Here is a 14,442-nt window from a genome sequence, read left to right as displayed (position 1 = left end):
ACTCTCGCTGGCATTTTATTCTGCTGCTTTTTGCGCCAATCGTAAGTAATCCGTTAAATGCTTATTTTCTACATCTTCAAGCGTATGTAATTTCAAATGGCGACGGCCTTTGCCTTTTCCTTCTAATAAACCGTGTGGGTCTACTATCTCGGCGCCATGACTAAATTCCACAGATACATGTTGCTTATAAACAAAAATGCCGCAAAACGGTTCAGGTGCGGCAAACAGAATACCGCCATATTTCACTTCTTCGTCTACTGTACCTGCTAGTTGCAATATTCTCGTGCGCACACTATTGGCAATTTCATACAAGGAGGGATTACCAATTTGCCAGTCATCCAGCAGATTTTTTACTTTTTGGTTCATTGTCTCCTCCTAATGAGTTCTGCATAAGTTAACTGTTCTTAAAATTTAACCAATAAACTAAATTCATTGGATCGATTTTAAGCCGGTTGGGCAAATCCCAAGATGTATCCGTTTAGGTCTTTTAGGTAAAATTCGAGAACTCCATACCAAGCTGTTTTCAGTTCGGTAATTTCCAAATTTTCAGACTTTAACCGATTGTATAAATCTTCGATATTATCAACATCCATGTAAAAAGAGACCGAAGCCCCAATGGGTTGATTTTTAGCAAAATGAATGTCGTTTTGAAAAGTATCTAATCACTGAAATGCGATCTCTAATTTCCCAGATTTCAGCATCGCATAACGATATTCTTTGCCATTTTCAAAGGTTTCCTCCACTGCATCGTGATTAGGAACGGCAAAAGCCAACTGAAAACCTAAATGTTTGGTATAAAATTCGGCGGTTTTCTGTACATTTTCCACCGCAAAAACAGGTGCTAATTTGTTTATGTTCAGTGGATTTTTTACTTTTTGATTCATGGTTACTCCTTAGTATACTTTAGTATACTTTTTATTAAATGCTTCACTCATTCTCTCGGCGATGTTTCAACCGGCCATATATGTTGAAGGTAATCATGGTGTTTGTCCTGAATGGACAGTGGAGCTTGTAGGTCGGGCATTGATGCCCGACAAAATATCCTGAACCATTATCGTCGGGCATCAATGCCCGACCTACGCGTTTTTCAGACGGCCTTTATCTCAACTCCGCCAGTTTCGCTTCAATCGCCTCTTCGGTCATGAAACTGCACATTTTATGGTTGTTCACCAGCACCACCGGCGCATCACCACAGGCACCCATGCACTCGCCTTCCACCAGCGTATAGAGGCCGTCTGAAGTGGTTTCGCCGAAGCCGATGCCGAGTTTCTGTTTCAGATAATCGGCTGCATTCACGCCGCCGCGCAGGGCGCACGGCAGGTTGGTGCAGACGGTGAGTTTGTATTTGCCCACCGGCGCGAGGTCGTACATATTGTAGAAAGTGGCGATTTCATAAGCGGCGGCGGGGGCGATGCCGACATAATCGGCCACATATTCGATGGTTTCGGCGCTGAGCCAGCCTTTTTCGGTTTGGGCGATGCGCAATGCGCCCATAATGGCGGAACGGCGCTGGTCGGCGGGGTATTTGGCTAACTCGGTGTCTATCTGTTGCAGGGATTGTGGGGATAACATGGTTTGCAATCCTTGTTTTTTATTCAATAAATAATCGGTCGGCGGTTTCAGACGGCATCGGTCAGAATCTTTGGTCTGAGCAACCGATGTTCATCTCCGAAACGGGGCTGCCTGAAAAAGTGCTGGCTGCTTTGTGCTTTTGTTGGGTCTAGACCCGAGCTATGTGCTAATTAGTCGTCAATCCACCGTCCACATTCAATATCGCACCCGTTATCCATTTCGCGTCGTCGCTTGCCAAAAATACAGCCGCTTGACCGATGTCAGCAGGGCTACCGATGTGTTGCATGGGATAGATGCGTTTTACCATATCGCGAAATACCTGCTGTTTTTCAGTAGGCATAACGGACAGATTGTGTCGCAGTTGTGGCGTCTCTACGCTACCCGGTGCAATGGCATTCACGCGCACTCCTTGCGCACCCAGCTCAAATGCCAGCGATTTGGTCAGTGAATTTAACGCGCCCTTAGTGGCGGAATAGGCGGTACTAGCGCGGTCGGACAGCATACGCTGCGCGAAGTAGGACGAGATGTTAATCACGCTGCCTTTGGCTGCAACAAGCTGCGGCAACAGAACTTGGGTCAGAAAGTATGGGGCTTTGACGTTCAAGTTGAAGTGTGAATCAAACAAGGCTTCGTCCGTGTCGACAAACGGTACGAACCGCCCCAAGCCTGCATTATTAACCAGCGTATCAATCCGTCCCAACAAGGCAATGACTTGCTCGGCGGCTTTTCGGAGCTGTGCCATGTCGGACAAATCGGCTTCAATCAATGATACAGGGTATTGCGTCAAAACCTGTCGCGCTTGGGCGAGTTTGTCCGCGCTGCGTCCGATTAAAACGATGTTTGCACCGCGTTCAGCAAAGGCTTGCGTAATTCCAAGCCCGATGCCATCGCTACCGCCTGTGATGACGGCGTTTTTGTTGCGCAAAGTCATAAGAGTCTCCTTATAACAAGGTTAAAAAAGCAGTTTTGTTTTGCCAAGCTGCTTTTGTCGGGCATGAATGCCCGGCCTACGTTTTTTTCAGGCTGCCTATCTGTCCACTTCGCCAAACACAATATCCTGCGTGCCGATGATGGCCACCACGTCGGCGAGCATGTGGCCGCGCGCCATTTCGTCCATGCCTTGCAGGTGGGCGAAGCCGGGGGCGCGGATTTTCAGGCGGTAGGGTTTGTTGGCGCCGTCTGAAATCATATAGATGCCGAACTCGCCTTTGGGGTGTTCGACGGCGGTATAGGTTTCGCCTTCGGGCACGTGCATGCCTTCGGTAAACAGTTTGAAATGGTGGATCAGGTCTTCCATGCCCATTTTCATTTCGGTGCGTTTGGGCGGGGCGACTTTGTGGTTGTCGACAATCACGGGGCCGGGGTTGGCTTTGAGCCATTGCACGCATTGTTTGATGATACGGTTGGATTCGCGCATTTCGTTGATACGGCACAGATAGCGGTCGTAGCAGTCGCCGTTCACGCCGACGGGGATATCGAAATCTACGTTGGCATAAGCGTCATAAGGGGCTTTTTTGCGGATATCCCACTCCACGCCGGAGCCGCGCAGCATCACGCCGGTAAAGCCTTTTTGCAGGGCGCGCTCGGGGGAAACCACGCCGATGCCGACGGTACGCTGTTTCCAGATGCGGTTATCGGTGAGCAGACTTTCGTATTCGTCCACACAGCCGGGGAAGCGTTCGGTAAAGGCTTCGATAAAGTCGAGCATGGTGCCTTCGCGCGATTCGTTCAGTTTTTTCAGCACTTTGGCGTTGCGGAATTTGCTCGATTCGTATTTGGGCATAAAGTCGGGCAAATCGCGGTACACGCCGCCGGGGCGGAAATAAGCCGCGTGCATACGGGCGCCGGATACGGCTTCGTATAAATCCATCAGCTCTTCGCGCTCACGGAAGGCATACAGGAACACGGTCATCGCGCCGATATCGAGCGCGTGCGAACCGATGCCCATCAGGTGGTTCAGAATGCGGGTAACTTCGGCGAACATCACGCGGATATATTGGGCGCGGATGGGTACTTCGATGCCGGTTAGTTTTTCCACCGCTAAGCAATAAGCCTGCTCGTTCACCATCATGGAAACGTAGTCCAAGCGGTCCATATAAGGCAGGGCTTGCAGATAAGTGCGGGTTTCGGCCAGTTTTTCGGTGCCGCGGTGCAAGAGGCCGATATGCGGATCGGCGCGGACGATGGTTTCGCCGTCCAATTCCAGAATCATGCGCAATACGCCGTGGGCGGCGGGGTGCTGCGGGCCGAAGTTGATGGTGTAGTTTCTTAGTTTGTTAGCCACCGTAATTCTCCTCGCGGACGATGCGCGGGGTGATTTCGCGCGGCTCGATGGTTACGGGTTGGTAGATGACGCGTTTTTCGGCTTCGTCGTAACGCATTTCGACATAGCCGGAAATCGGGAAATCTTTGCGGAAAGGATGGCCGACAAAGCCGTAATCGGTGAGGATGCGGCGCAGGTCGGGGTGGTTGTTGAACAGGATGCCATAGAGATCGAAGGCTTCGCGTTCGTACCAATCGGCACTGTTGTAAATTTCGGTTACGGAATCTACCACAGGGAAATCGTCGTCCTGACACCACACGCGCACACGGATGCGCTGGTTGTTTTTCACGGAAACCAGTTGGCTCACCACGGCAAAGCGCTTGCCTTCCCACGGTTCGTTTTTATAGGTGCTGTAATCCACGCCGCACAAATCAACTAAAGATTCGAAATGCAAATCGGCATGATCGCGCAGGGTGGTCATGATTTCCAAATAGTTTTCAGGCAGGCATTCGACAGTGATTTCGCCCAATGCGAGAATCACTTTGCTTGCTTTGCCGCCCAACACGCGGGTAACGGTTTCATGCAGGGTTTTCACATCAGCCATCTCGCCCTCCTAATCCCGTGCAATCGTTGAAGTGCGTTTGATTTTCTGCTGAAGCTGAATCAAACCGTAAATCAGGGCTTCGGCGGTGGGCGGGCAGCCGGGAACATAAACGTCTACCGGCACGATGCGGTCGCAACCGCGCACCACCGAATAAGAATAATGGTAATAGCCGCCGCCGTTGGCGCACGAACCCATCGAAAGTACCCAGCGCGGCTCGGCCATCTGGTCGTACACGCGGCGCAGCGCAGGTGCCATTTTGTTGCACAGCGTGCCGGCCACAATCATCAGATCCGACTGGCGCGGCGACGGGCGGAAAATAATGCCGAAGCGGTCCAAATCGTAGCGGGCAGCACCGGCCTGCATCATTTCAACCGCGCAACAGGCCAAACCGAACGTTACCGGCCACAACGAGCCGGTACGCATATAGTTGAGCACAGTGTCTGCGCTGGTGGTTACGAAACCTTTTTTCAAAACGCCATCTATTCCCATTCCAGCGCACCTTTTTTCCATTCGTAGATAAAGCCTACCGTGAGCACCACGATAAACACGAACATCGACCAGAAAGCATATTGCCCGTGCGCGGCGGTCAGGTCTTTGAATACCACCGCCCACGGAATCATAAACGCCACTTCCAAATCAAACAGAATAAACAGAATCGCCACCAGATAATAACGCACGTCGAACTTCATGCGCGCGTTTTCAAAGGCTTCGAAGCCGCACTCGAACGGCGCGTCTTTCTCGGCATAGTGGCGCTTGGGGCCGAGCAGGTTGCCCAACGCCAAGAATACGATGCCTGCTATCAGGCCGACAAGAATGAACACCAATACGGGGAAGTAGTTTGCCAACATGAGCTACACCTGGTTTCGTTAACATAAAATACCGGTAAATATCCGATGATTGTATCCAATTTAAGACACGTTTTAAAGTTAGCCTGCTAAAAAAATGCTAGAAAAAACCAATAATTTCAATCATTTTTAGATAACGATTCTCATTAATTAATATTTCTACAAAAACATTGTTTTGTTGATATAGATAATTAATGAATTTTCTCTCGGCAATTTATTCTTTATATTTAAATATTACATTGGGCTACATTTTATGCCACAGCGGTTTTCAGACGGCCGAAATCTTTGCAAAAAAACCAATCAAACCCTGAAAAGGTTTGTATCTCGTCATTTCCGCGTAGGCGGGATAGCGCAGCGGACTGGCGAAGCTAATAACGACGGTTGAATATTTCAGACAGCCTGAGACCTTTGCAAAATTCATTTAGGCCGTCTGAAACATCTGATTATCGTCATTCCCGCGTAGGCGGGAATCCAATCGCTTTTTATAAGTTATTGAAATAAAATATTTGATTGCTTGAAAGCTGGATTCCCGCCTACGCGGGAATGACGGAATTTAAGCATTTCAGACGGCCTCAAGGTAGTTTTGCAAAGGTCATAGCCTGCTTGTGCCGCGCCGTCAGGCTTCGCTGTTTAAAAAACCGCCGCTCTGGTGCGCCCACAGTTTGGCATACAGGCCGTTTTTCTCCAGCAATTCGGTATGGCTGCCTTCTTCAACGATGCGGCCTTTGTCGAGCACAATCAGCCTGTCCATCGCGGCGATGGTGGAAAGACGGTGGGCGATGGCAATCACGGTTTTGTCGGCCATCATTTTATCGAGGCTTTCCTGAATAGCGGCTTCCACTTCGGAATCCAGCGCGCTGGTGGCTTCGTCGAGCAGCAGAATCGGCGCGTCTTTCAGCATCACGCGGGCGATGGCGATGCGCTGGCGCTGGCCGCCTGAAAGTTTTACGCCGCGCTCACCCACATGGGCATCGTAGCCGCGGCGGCCTTTTGCGTCGTATAAATCGGGGATAAATCCTGCGGCTTCGGCGCGTTCGGCGGCGTTCATCATGTCTTCTTCGGTAGCGTCGGGGCGGCCGTAAACAATGTTGTCGCGCACCGAGCGGTGCAGCAGGCTGGTGTCCTGCGTAACCAGGCCGATTTGGGCACGCAGGCTTTCTTGGGTAACGTCGTTGATGTTTTGGCCGTCGACCAGGATTTTGCCGCTCTGCGGTTCGTAAAAGCGCAGCAGCAGGTTGACGATGGTGGATTTGCCCGCGCCGCTGCGTCCGATCAGGCCGACTTTTTCGCCGGGCTTGATGTGAAGGTTGAAGCCGTTGAGTAGCGGTTTGCCGGTTTCGTAGGAAAAATCGATGTGCTCGAAGCGGATGTCGCCCTTTTCCACCTTGAGCGGCAGCGCCTGGGGTTTATCGACGATGGTGTGCGGTTTCGACAGCGTTACCATGCCGTCGTTGACCGTGCCGATGTTTTCAAACAGGCGCGCCGACTCCCACATGATGTATTGCGACAGGCCGTTCACGCGCAGCGCCATGGCGGTGGCGGTGGCCACCGCGCCCACGCCTACCTGGCCGTTGTGCCACAGCCAAATTCCTAGGGCGGTGGTGGAAACGGTAAGCGAGGTGTTCACGAAAAAACTGCATGTGTGCAGCAAGGTCGCCAGCCGCATCTGCGCGTGCACGGTAACCATAAATTCCTGCATCGACTGCTTGGCATAGCGGGCTTCGCGCGCGCCGTGGGAAAACAGCTTGACGGTGGTGATGTTGGAATAGGCATCGGTAATGCGGCCGGTCATCAGGCTGCGGGCATCGGCCTGCCGCTGGGCGGTTTTGCCAAGCTTAGGAATCAGCAGCGCCATCACCGCGCCGAAACCTATCATCCAACCGACAAACGGCAACAGCAGCCAAGAATCCAACGCCACCAGAATCACGCCCGAGGTAATGAAATACACCACCACATACACCACCATATCGGCAATGGTCATCACCACATCGCGCACCGCCAGTGCGGTCTGCATCACTTTGGCCGATACGCGGCCGGCGAATTCGTCTTGATAAAACCCCAGGCTCTGCCCCAGCATCAGGCGGTGGAAATTCCAGCGCAGGCGCATGGGGAACACGCCTTGCAGGGTTTGCAGACGTAAATTCGAGGCGGCAAACTGCCACAATACCGCAAACAGCATCATCGCCAGCATGGCGGCGAGCGCCCAGCCTTTTTCGGCCAGCAGCGTTGCGGGCGTGTAATGCCCCAGCCAATCGACGATTTTGCCCATAAACTGGAACACCAGCGCCTCCATGATGCCGATGCCGGCGGTAAACACGGCCAGCGCCACAATCCAGCCGCGCATGCCGTCGAGATTGCTCCAAATAAAGCGGAACAGCCCTTTTTCGGGCGTTTTCGAGGCATCGTCGGGATACGGCTCGATGCGCGATTCAAACCAGTTGAAAATTCGGTTGATCATATCGGTTTACTCTGATTTTCGGCTGCAAAGCATTTCAGACGGCCTCATTTATTGCAAAACGCTTGCAGGCCGTCTGAAACGTTTTTATTTCAACAAATTCTTTAAGGCCAAACGCACGCCCTCGCCCACGTCGGTGCCGGCGGGAATGCCTTTTACCGCCGCTTTGGCTTCGCGTTCGTTATAGCCCAGCGCCAGCAGCGTGCTGACGATATCGTCGGTTTCGTCTGCGGCGGCGGCAGGCGTAAACAGGCCGGAAGCGGTGTTTTCCGGCACCAGTTTGCCGCGCAGCTCCAACACCATGCGCTCGGCGGTTTTTTTGCCGATGCCCGGGGCGGACGAGAGACGTTTCACATCTTCCTGCGCCACCGCCTGCGCCAATTCGTCGGCGTTCATGGCCGATAAAATGCCCAGCGCGGTTTTGGCACCGATACCGCTCACCTTCACCAACTGGCGGAAGGTGGCACGCTCGGCGGCGGTGGCGAAGCCGAACAGCAGATGCGCGTCTTCGCGCACCACCAGCTGCGTATAAAGCTGAACAGCCTCGCCCAACGGCGGCAGCAGGTAAAAAGTTTGCATCGACACGTCCACCTCATACCCCACACCGTTCACATCAATCACGATCTGCGGCGGGGCTTTTTCAAGCAGTTTGCCGCTAAGCCTGCTAATCATGGCATTCTTTCGTTATTTTTTCAGACGGCCTGCATTATAACCCTTCATCACATTCCCCGCCCAAAACAAAACGGCCTGCACAGGCAGGCCGTCTGAAACAAACCGAACGGTTTTAATCAAATGGCAGTCAGCACACGGCCTTTTACCGTATCGGCGTGTTCCTGACGTTGGAACGGACCCATTCTCACCACATAATTGCCGTCTTGCTTCACCACAGACACTTTTTGGTCGATATCGGACGACTTCAAGTGATTGCCCGTGCGTTTCAGATATTGCTGCGCCTCGGCCTTGGTGTCGAAACTTTTCAGGTTCACATAAATATTGCGGGCTTCGTTTTGGGCCAGGCTCTCGACAGGCTCGCTGCCCGGCACGATTTGCTCGACGCGCACTTTGGCCGTGCCTTTGTTGATAAAGCCGAGCTTGGCAGCGGCGGCTTTCGACACGTCCATCACGCGGCTGCCGTGGAAGGGACCGCGGTCGTTGATGCGCACCACCACGCTTTTGCCGTTAGACAAATTGGTTACGCGGGCATAGCTGGGAATCGGCAGGGTTTTGTGGGCAGCGGTCATCGCGTGCATATTGTAGCGCTCGCCGCTGGCGGTTTTGCGGCCGTGGAATTGGCTGCCATACCATGAAGCATTGCCGGTTTGGCTGAACGATGAAACTTTTTTCAAAGGGTTGTAGCGCTTGCCGGCCACTTTGTAGCTCAGGTTGGCCGAAGGGCTGAGTTTTTCGGCTTTCACTACGGCGTCGGCCTGGGCGGACGCGGCGGCAAAGGCCAGCGCAAGGGCGGCGAAGGCGGCGGTAAAGAAATTTCGTTTGGCTTGTGTCAAAACAGGTTCCAGTTCTTGAGTGAATAAAAATACTTTTCAGACGGCCGGAACCATTTCATCGATATAAACTCACACAAACACAATAATTTATATTGATGGAACGGTTAAACACCGCCTGCATAACCGTTTTGCCGCCACGCTTCAAACAGCATCACGGCAACGGTGTTGGAAAGGTTCATGCTTCTGCTGCCGGGCAGCATGGGCAGGCGCAGTTTCTGCTCCGCCGGCAGGCTTGCCAAAATTTCCGCAGGCAGGCCGCGGGTTTCGGGGCCGAACAGAAACACATCTCCTTCCTGAAACGCCGCCTCGTCGGGGCGGGTGCTGCCTTTGGTGGTGAGCGCGAAAATGCGCCGGCCCGCCAAGGCTTTCAGGCAGTCTGCAAAGTTTTCATGCACGGCCAGTTTGGCAAATTCGTGGTAATCCAGCCCTGCCCGCTTCATTTTGCTCGAATCCAGCGGGAAACCAAGCGGTTTCACCAAGTGCAGGTCGGCTCCGGTGTTGGCGCAAAGGCGGATGATGTTGCCCGTGTTGGGGGGAATTTCGGGCTGGTATAAAACTACGGTAAACATATGGATTGTTTGCCTCAAGTTGCGCACTATGCCGCAAGCGGCGGCGCGCGTCAAAAAAATTTCGTTATTTTTTCAATTGGGTATGTGCAAGCGCCCAGCAAAAAACCGCTGAAGCGCCCGCCTGTTTTAGCATTCGCGCCAATTCTTCAAACGTTGCGCCGGTTGTAGTAACATCGTCAACCAATAATATCTTACGATTCTTAACACGTTGATTATTTAATACAAAAGCATTTCTTACGTTTTTGCGCCGTTCGTGCTGTTTCAGCGTGCTTTGCGGCGCATGATGCCGTCTGAAAACCGCCGTGTGCGGCAGCACGGGCAAACCGTAGCGTTTTCCCACCGCTTCGGCCAAGCCGTCGCTTTGATTGAAGCCGCGGAACAGCCGCCGCCGCTTGCTCAGCGGCATGGCCAACACGCAGTCGGCACTCTCGCTTTCCAGCCACGGCGGCGGGTGGTTCAGCATCACGGCGCACAACGGCCGCAACATACTTCTGTCGGCACGGTGCTTGAAAGCATACAGCATATTGCTGACGGGCGCTTCATAATATGCCGAAGCCCACAACCGCTCGAACGGCGGCGGCGTTTGCTGGCAGCGCCCGCACACCGTGCCGCCGGAGCTCGTGCGGCCGCAACACGGGCAGGCAGCGGCGGCATCGGTGCAAAGTGCCGACAAATCGGCCGCACAGCCTGCACACAGGCCGTCTGAAACCGCCGGGCCGTGGCATAATAGGCAATCTTTTTTGCCCCGGCATTTCCGCCACCACGAAAGCACATTCATGACGCATTCCCCGAAAAACGTTTATCTGATACACGGCTGGGCGGCCAACCGCCATATTTTCGACGATTTAACCCCGCGCCTGCCTGCAAACTGGCATATTCGCGCCCTCAACCTGCCCGGCCACGGCGATGCGCCGTTTGACGGCGGTTTCGACGTGGCCGCCGCAGCCGACGCTTTCGCCGGACAAATCAGCGAACCCGCCTATTTGGTCGGCTGGTCGCTCGGCGGGCTGGTGGCGCTTTATCTCGCACACCGCCACCCTGAAAAAGTGCGCGCACTGTGCCTGACCGCCAGCTTCGCCCGCTTTCAGGCCGCGCCCGACTACCCCGAAGGTTTGAGCAACCCCGCGCTGGCGAAAATGATTGTTTTGTTTGAGCAAGATTATCACAGATATATGAAACAGTTTCTCCAGTTGCAATTTTTGTATGCAAAAGACCAACACCCGGTTTTAGAAAAAGTGCTGCCCGATATCGTGAAACACGGCGCGCCCGCCGCCATGCAGGCCGCGCTCGATGCCGTTGCCGGTGCCGACGCCCGCGCCTTTCTGCCGCACATCCATGCCCCCGCCCTGCTGATTTTCGGCGCCAAAGATTCCATCACCCCGCCCCGTATGGGCGAATACCTGCACCGCCATCTGCCGCAAAGCGAGCTGCATATTATAGAAAAAGCCGCCCACGCGCCGTTTCTCACTCAAGCCGGTGAATTTGCTCGGCTGTTGGCGGATTTCGTCGAAACGCATTAGCAACTGTGTTACCAATTCGTCAGCCGGTAATATCAAACACGGTCGATCAAGCGTATTGCAGGCCGAGACCTTTGCAAAATTCGTTTAGGCCGTCTGAAATATTCAACCATCGTCATTCCCGCTCAGGCGGGAATCCAGTCATTTTTTATAAGTTATTGAAATAAAATACTTGATAGTTTTAAGGCTGGATTCCCGCGCAGGCGGGAATGACGGAATCTAAGCATTTCAGACGGCTTCAAGGTATTTTTGCAAAGGTCTCTTTAAAATACCGGCATAACTTACAAAACCTCCACGCAACGCTTTTTATATTTGAAACAAGGAATTTTTATGAAAATCTATGCCGTTTTACTCGCCCCTTTGCTGCTCGGCGCCTGCGTGGTACCGGTTGCGCTGCCCGTGCCCGTTCCGGCCGGGTTAGAGAAACCCTTGTCCGGCTCGTGGCAAATCACCGAAGCGGCAGGCGCGGGCAAAATTGCGCCGGAAACGGTGATTACTTTCAACGACGACAAACTGCAATTCGGCGTCTCCACCAACTGCAACCGGCTGTTCGGCGGCTATGAAAGCACGGTGAAGAACAAAACCCTGAAATTCAGCGCCGTTGCCTCCACCCTGAAAGCCTGCCCCGATATGGAAACCGAGCAGCAGTTAAGCCGCGCGCTGCCGCAGGTGCGCACATACCGTTTGAGCGGCGGCAGTTTGGAAATGCTGGACGAACAAGGCCGTATGGTGATTCGCGGCAAACGGGCGGCGGCTAAATAATATCGGCTTCCGGCAAAAACCTCAGGCCGTCTGAAAACAAGCGCAATGCGGTTTCAGACGGCCTTAAAACATTTTGAACGCTATTATTTAAACCACGATTTGATTTTTTGAAACAGCGACATACTTTGTTTCTCAAAGCCGTCGTCCGGCTGCGCGGCGGGCGGCGGGGCTTCGCGGTGTACGGGCAGTGCGCCGAAGCTCTGCGCCACCGGCATGATTTCGATGCTGTTCACATTCATATGTGCGGGGCGCTGGTAGAGCCACAAAGCCGTGTCGGCGATATCCTGCGGGCGGATAAACTGCACGTTTTCATACAGCTTGGCCGCGCGTTCGCCGTCGCCCTTAAAACGCACGTTGGAAAATTCGGTATCGCCGCACAAACCCGGCTCGATGTTGCTCACGCGCACGCCCGTGCCCGCCAAATCGGCGCGCAGGTTGAGGCTGAACTGGCGCACATAGGCTTTGGTGGCGCCATACACATTGCCGCCCGGGTAGGGATAAGTGCCCGCAATCGAGCCGAGGTTGATGATATAGCCGCTTTTGCGCGCCACCATCTGCGGCAGCACTTGGCGGGTTAAATAGCTCAAACCGATGATATTGGTTTGGATCATGGTTTCCCAATCGTTGAAATCGGCTTTGTCGGCCCCGTCGAGGCCGAGCGCCAAACCGGCGTTGTTGATCAGGCAGTCGATTTCGGCGAAGTTTTCCGGCAGGCTCTGCAAAGCATGATAGATCGATTCGGTGCGGGTCATATCCATTTCCAACGGGTGGAAATTTTCGCCCAACTCTGCCTGCAAGGCTTCCAGCTTGTGCAGCCGACGCGCGGCACCGATAACTTTATACCCCGCTGCCACAAAGCTGCGGCACATGGCTTCACCGAAACCGGCCGATGCGCCGGTGATTAAAATCGTCATATCCTTCTCCTCAATAAAATGCAAACGGTTTGATGCACGCCGCTTGCGGAACACCCGCCGCCGCGCGGTTTCGGGTATGATAACGGAACCATAACAACCATAGTATAGTGAATCCACTTACTCCGTTACGGCGTTGCTGCGCCTTGCCGTACTATTTGTACTGTCTGCGGCTTGCTGCCTTGTACCGAAGTAATTGAATCCACTATAGCATAAGGAAACACCAGCATGAAAACCAAACTGACTGCGGCTTGGGCGGCCGCCGCCGCATTTGCCCTCTCTGCCTGCGGCGGTGCGCCCGCCGATGCGGCCAAAGGGCCGATATCCGAAGCGCGCACCACCGCTTTCAAAACGATGATGCCCAATTTCAGCAGCATGGGCAAAATGGTGAAAGGCGACGAAGCTTACGACGTTGAGAAATTCAAAGCCGCCGCCGCCACGTTTGCCGAAGAGAGCAAAAAACCGTTTGAATATTTTCAGAAAGACGAACAGGGCGACGGCGACACGCTGCCGGTAACGTGGGAAAAACCCGATGCCTTTAAAGCCGAACAAGAAAAATTCTACGCCGCCGTGGCCGAATTGAACGCGCAGGCGCAAACCGGCAAGCTCGATGCCATCAAAACCGCTTATGACAAAGTGGGCGCGAGCTGCAAATCCTGCCACGACACCTTCCGCCGGCCGAAGTGATTTTCAAGCATTTGCTTTGTTTGTTTATTTTTCACCATGCTCGGGTCTATCCTGAGCATTTTATTGTTTTTGAAAGAAATAGCAGATACTCGGATCAAGCCCGAGTATGACGGTACATAAATTGAAGCCTTTATAAAATCTGTTCGGGCCGTCTGAACGCCTCAAAACCGGGGCGGAAATACTGTATAACCCAGTCTGCCCTTGACGCATTCTTGTCCGAACAAGAAAATGCACAGTTGCAGACTTCGCTCAAAAGCAGGAGTGAAGAAAAATGCCGATTTACAAACGGAACAATGGCATATGGTACGTTGACATCACAACGGCAGGTGGTCGCAGAATTAGACAATCTGCCGGCACCAAAATCAGGGAAGAAGCCCAAAAGCTGCATGACAAACTAGCTTACGAGCTATGGCAGCAGCAACACTTGGAGCGGAAGCCCGACCGGCTGTGGGAGAAAGCAGCCGTCCGATGGATTAAAGAGCAAGGAGGCAAAAAGAAAAGTATCAAAGACGACATCAGCCGGTTGCGCGGCCTTCCTCATTTCAGAGAAGTTTTGCTGAATGATATGAGTCGCGACTTCATCATGGATACCGTTGGCGGCTTTAATTGCTCCGACAGCACCAAGAACCGTTATCTTGCGTTGATTCGGGCCATATTGAACAAAGCTGCAAAAGAGTGGCAATGGTTGGATAACGTGCCGAAAATCACGTTATACCGCGAAGCCAAACGGCGTATCCGCTGGCTGACGCAGA

The 14,442-nt window shown here is 53.2% G+C and carries 17 protein-coding genes and 1 pseudogene; 4 read left to right on the top strand and 14 right to left on the bottom strand.

All coding sequences use genetic code 11. The features are described from left to right. Positions 1-15: 15 nt before the first annotated feature. The 13 genes from NQ012_RS05715 to NQ012_RS05655 all read right to left on the bottom strand — a co-directional run bounded on the left by NQ012_RS05715 (position 16) and on the right by NQ012_RS05655 (position 10,591). On the bottom strand, positions 16-366 hold the full coding sequence (locus tag NQ012_RS05715) for a DUF1801 domain-containing protein (protein WP_085365821.1): 351 nt from the start codon (positions 364-366) through the stop codon (positions 16-18). Positions 367-662: 296 nt separating this feature from the next. Next, complete coding sequence (locus tag NQ012_RS05710) at positions 663-884, bottom strand: VOC family protein (RefSeq protein WP_257066655.1); 222 nt, start codon at positions 882-884, stop codon at positions 663-665. Positions 885-1,098: 214 nt separating this feature from the next. After that, positions 1,099-1,572, bottom strand: a complete 474-nt coding sequence (gene nuoE / locus NQ012_RS05705) for an NADH-quinone oxidoreductase subunit NuoE (RefSeq protein WP_257066654.1) — start codon at positions 1,570-1,572, stop codon at positions 1,099-1,101. A gap of 166 nt (positions 1,573-1,738) precedes the next feature. Then, positions 1,739-2,503 (bottom strand): SDR family NAD(P)-dependent oxidoreductase, encoded by a 765-nt coding sequence (locus NQ012_RS05700; protein ID WP_257066653.1) that lies wholly within the window; start codon positions 2,501-2,503, stop codon positions 1,739-1,741. A 96-nt stretch (positions 2,504-2,599) separates the two neighbouring features. After that, positions 2,600-3,856: an NADH dehydrogenase (quinone) subunit D gene (nuoD, locus tag NQ012_RS05695; protein ID WP_257066652.1), complete on the bottom strand. Its 1,257-nt coding sequence runs from the start codon at positions 3,854-3,856 to the stop codon at positions 2,600-2,602. Further along, positions 3,849-4,439, bottom strand: coding sequence for an NADH-quinone oxidoreductase subunit C (locus NQ012_RS05690; protein ID WP_257066651.1), 591 nt, complete (start codon positions 4,437-4,439; stop codon positions 3,849-3,851). The genes nuoD and NQ012_RS05690 overlap by 8 nt, the downstream gene beginning before the upstream one ends. Positions 4,440-4,448: 9 nt before the next feature. Next, positions 4,449-4,928, bottom strand: a complete 480-nt coding sequence (locus NQ012_RS05685; RefSeq protein WP_085365816.1) for a NuoB/complex I 20 kDa subunit family protein — start codon at positions 4,926-4,928, stop codon at positions 4,449-4,451. Next, positions 4,919-5,287: an NADH-quinone oxidoreductase subunit A gene (gene ndhC, locus NQ012_RS05680; protein ID WP_085365815.1), complete on the bottom strand. Its 369-nt coding sequence runs from the start codon at positions 5,285-5,287 to the stop codon at positions 4,919-4,921. Before ndhC ends, NQ012_RS05685 begins: the two co-directional genes overlap by 10 nt. Before the next feature lie 613 nt (positions 5,288-5,900). Next, on the bottom strand, positions 5,901-7,742 hold the full coding sequence (locus NQ012_RS05675) for an ABC transporter ATP-binding protein (RefSeq protein ID WP_257066650.1): 1,842 nt from the start codon (positions 7,740-7,742) through the stop codon (positions 5,901-5,903). A gap of 84 nt (positions 7,743-7,826) precedes the next feature. After that, complete coding sequence (gene ruvA, locus NQ012_RS05670; protein WP_257066649.1) at positions 7,827-8,411, bottom strand: Holliday junction branch migration protein RuvA; 585 nt, start codon at positions 8,409-8,411, stop codon at positions 7,827-7,829. A 116-nt stretch (positions 8,412-8,527) separates the two neighbouring features. Next, positions 8,528-9,244 (bottom strand): septal ring lytic transglycosylase RlpA family protein, encoded by a 717-nt coding sequence (locus NQ012_RS05665; protein ID WP_373566638.1) that lies wholly within the window; start codon positions 9,242-9,244, stop codon positions 8,528-8,530. Positions 9,245-9,348: 104 nt separating this feature from the next. Next, positions 9,349-9,813: a tRNA (uridine(34)/cytosine(34)/5-carboxymethylaminomethyluridine(34)-2'-O)-methyltransferase TrmL gene (gene trmL / locus NQ012_RS05660; protein ID WP_085367182.1), complete on the bottom strand. Its 465-nt coding sequence runs from the start codon at positions 9,811-9,813 to the stop codon at positions 9,349-9,351. A gap of 64 nt (positions 9,814-9,877) precedes the next feature. Then, positions 9,878-10,591: a ComF family protein gene (locus NQ012_RS05655; RefSeq protein WP_257066648.1), complete on the bottom strand. Its 714-nt coding sequence runs from the start codon at positions 10,589-10,591 to the stop codon at positions 9,878-9,880. On the opposite strand from NQ012_RS05655, the gene bioH reads away from it, so the two are divergent. Both bioH and NQ012_RS05645 read left to right on the top strand, forming a co-directional pair. After that, positions 10,590-11,333: a pimeloyl-ACP methyl ester esterase BioH gene (gene bioH / locus NQ012_RS05650; RefSeq protein ID WP_257066647.1), complete on the top strand. Its 744-nt coding sequence runs from the start codon at positions 10,590-10,592 to the stop codon at positions 11,331-11,333. The genes NQ012_RS05655 and bioH overlap by 2 nt on opposite strands. A 327-nt stretch (positions 11,334-11,660) precedes the next feature. Beyond that, entirely contained in the window at positions 11,661-12,092 is a 432-nt protein-coding gene (locus NQ012_RS05645) for an META domain-containing protein (protein WP_257066646.1), read from the top strand. 83 nt (positions 12,093-12,175) lie between these two features. Here the strand turns inward: NQ012_RS05645 and NQ012_RS05640 are convergent, their stop codons facing one another. Then, a complete protein-coding gene (locus tag NQ012_RS05640; RefSeq protein ID WP_257066645.1) occupies positions 12,176-13,006 on the bottom strand; it encodes an SDR family oxidoreductase in 831 nt (276 codons plus the stop codon). 225 nt (positions 13,007-13,231) lie between these two features. On the opposite strand from NQ012_RS05640, the gene NQ012_RS05635 reads away from it, so the two are divergent. Together NQ012_RS05635 and NQ012_RS05630 are read left to right on the top strand one after the other, a co-directional pair. Beyond that, positions 13,232-13,690 carry a c-type cytochrome gene (locus NQ012_RS05635; RefSeq protein WP_257066644.1) on the top strand — a complete coding sequence of 153 codons (459 nt, stop codon included), beginning with the start codon at positions 13,232-13,234 and terminating at the stop codon, positions 13,688-13,690. Between the two features lie 271 nt (positions 13,691-13,961). Further along, a pseudogene (locus tag NQ012_RS05630) lies at positions 13,962-14,442 on the top strand (site-specific integrase); the annotation flags it as partial.

This window comes from Neisseria dentiae (assembly GCF_024580525.1).
Lineage (GTDB): Bacteria > Pseudomonadota > Gammaproteobacteria > Burkholderiales > Neisseriaceae > Neisseria > Neisseria dentiae_A.
This window is presented reverse-complemented; position numbering and strand designations above follow the sequence as displayed.

Excerpts from the sequence above, each read along its gene's own strand:
- NQ012_RS05690 (WP_257066651.1), bottom strand. The coding sequence starts at position 4,439 with ATGGCTGATGTGAAAACCCTGCATGAAACCGTTACCCGCGTGTTGGGC.
- NQ012_RS05655 (WP_257066648.1), bottom strand. The coding sequence starts at position 10,591 with ATGAATGTGCTTTCGTGGTGGCGGAAATGCCGGGGCAAAAAAGATTGC.
- NQ012_RS05710 (WP_257066655.1), bottom strand. The coding sequence starts at position 884 with ATGAATCAAAAAGTAAAAAATCCACTGAACATAAACAAATTAGCACCT.
- NQ012_RS05700 (WP_257066653.1), bottom strand. The coding sequence starts at position 2,503 with ATGACTTTGCGCAACAAAAACGCCGTCATCACAGGCGGTAGCGATGGC.
- trmL (WP_085367182.1), bottom strand. The coding sequence starts at position 9,813 with ATGTTTACCGTAGTTTTATACCAGCCCGAAATTCCCCCCAACACGGGC.
- NQ012_RS05635 (WP_257066644.1), top strand. The coding sequence starts at position 13,232 with ATGAAAACCAAACTGACTGCGGCTTGGGCGGCCGCCGCCGCATTTGCC.
- NQ012_RS05645 (WP_257066646.1), top strand. The coding sequence starts at position 11,661 with ATGAAAATCTATGCCGTTTTACTCGCCCCTTTGCTGCTCGGCGCCTGC.
- nuoE (WP_257066654.1), bottom strand. The coding sequence starts at position 1,572 with ATGTTATCCCCACAATCCCTGCAACAGATAGACACCGAGTTAGCCAAA.
- NQ012_RS05685 (WP_085365816.1), bottom strand. The coding sequence starts at position 4,928 with ATGGGAATAGATGGCGTTTTGAAAAAAGGTTTCGTAACCACCAGCGCA.
- ndhC (WP_085365815.1), bottom strand. The coding sequence starts at position 5,287 with ATGTTGGCAAACTACTTCCCCGTATTGGTGTTCATTCTTGTCGGCCTG.
- bioH (WP_257066647.1), top strand. The coding sequence starts at position 10,590 with ATGACGCATTCCCCGAAAAACGTTTATCTGATACACGGCTGGGCGGCC.
- ruvA (WP_257066649.1), bottom strand. The coding sequence starts at position 8,411 with ATGATTAGCAGGCTTAGCGGCAAACTGCTTGAAAAAGCCCCGCCGCAG.
- NQ012_RS05675 (WP_257066650.1), bottom strand. The coding sequence starts at position 7,742 with ATGATCAACCGAATTTTCAACTGGTTTGAATCGCGCATCGAGCCGTAT.
- NQ012_RS05640 (WP_257066645.1), bottom strand. The coding sequence starts at position 13,006 with ATGACGATTTTAATCACCGGCGCATCGGCCGGTTTCGGTGAAGCCATG.
- NQ012_RS05715 (WP_085365821.1), bottom strand. The coding sequence starts at position 366 with ATGAACCAAAAAGTAAAAAATCTGCTGGATGACTGGCAAATTGGTAAT.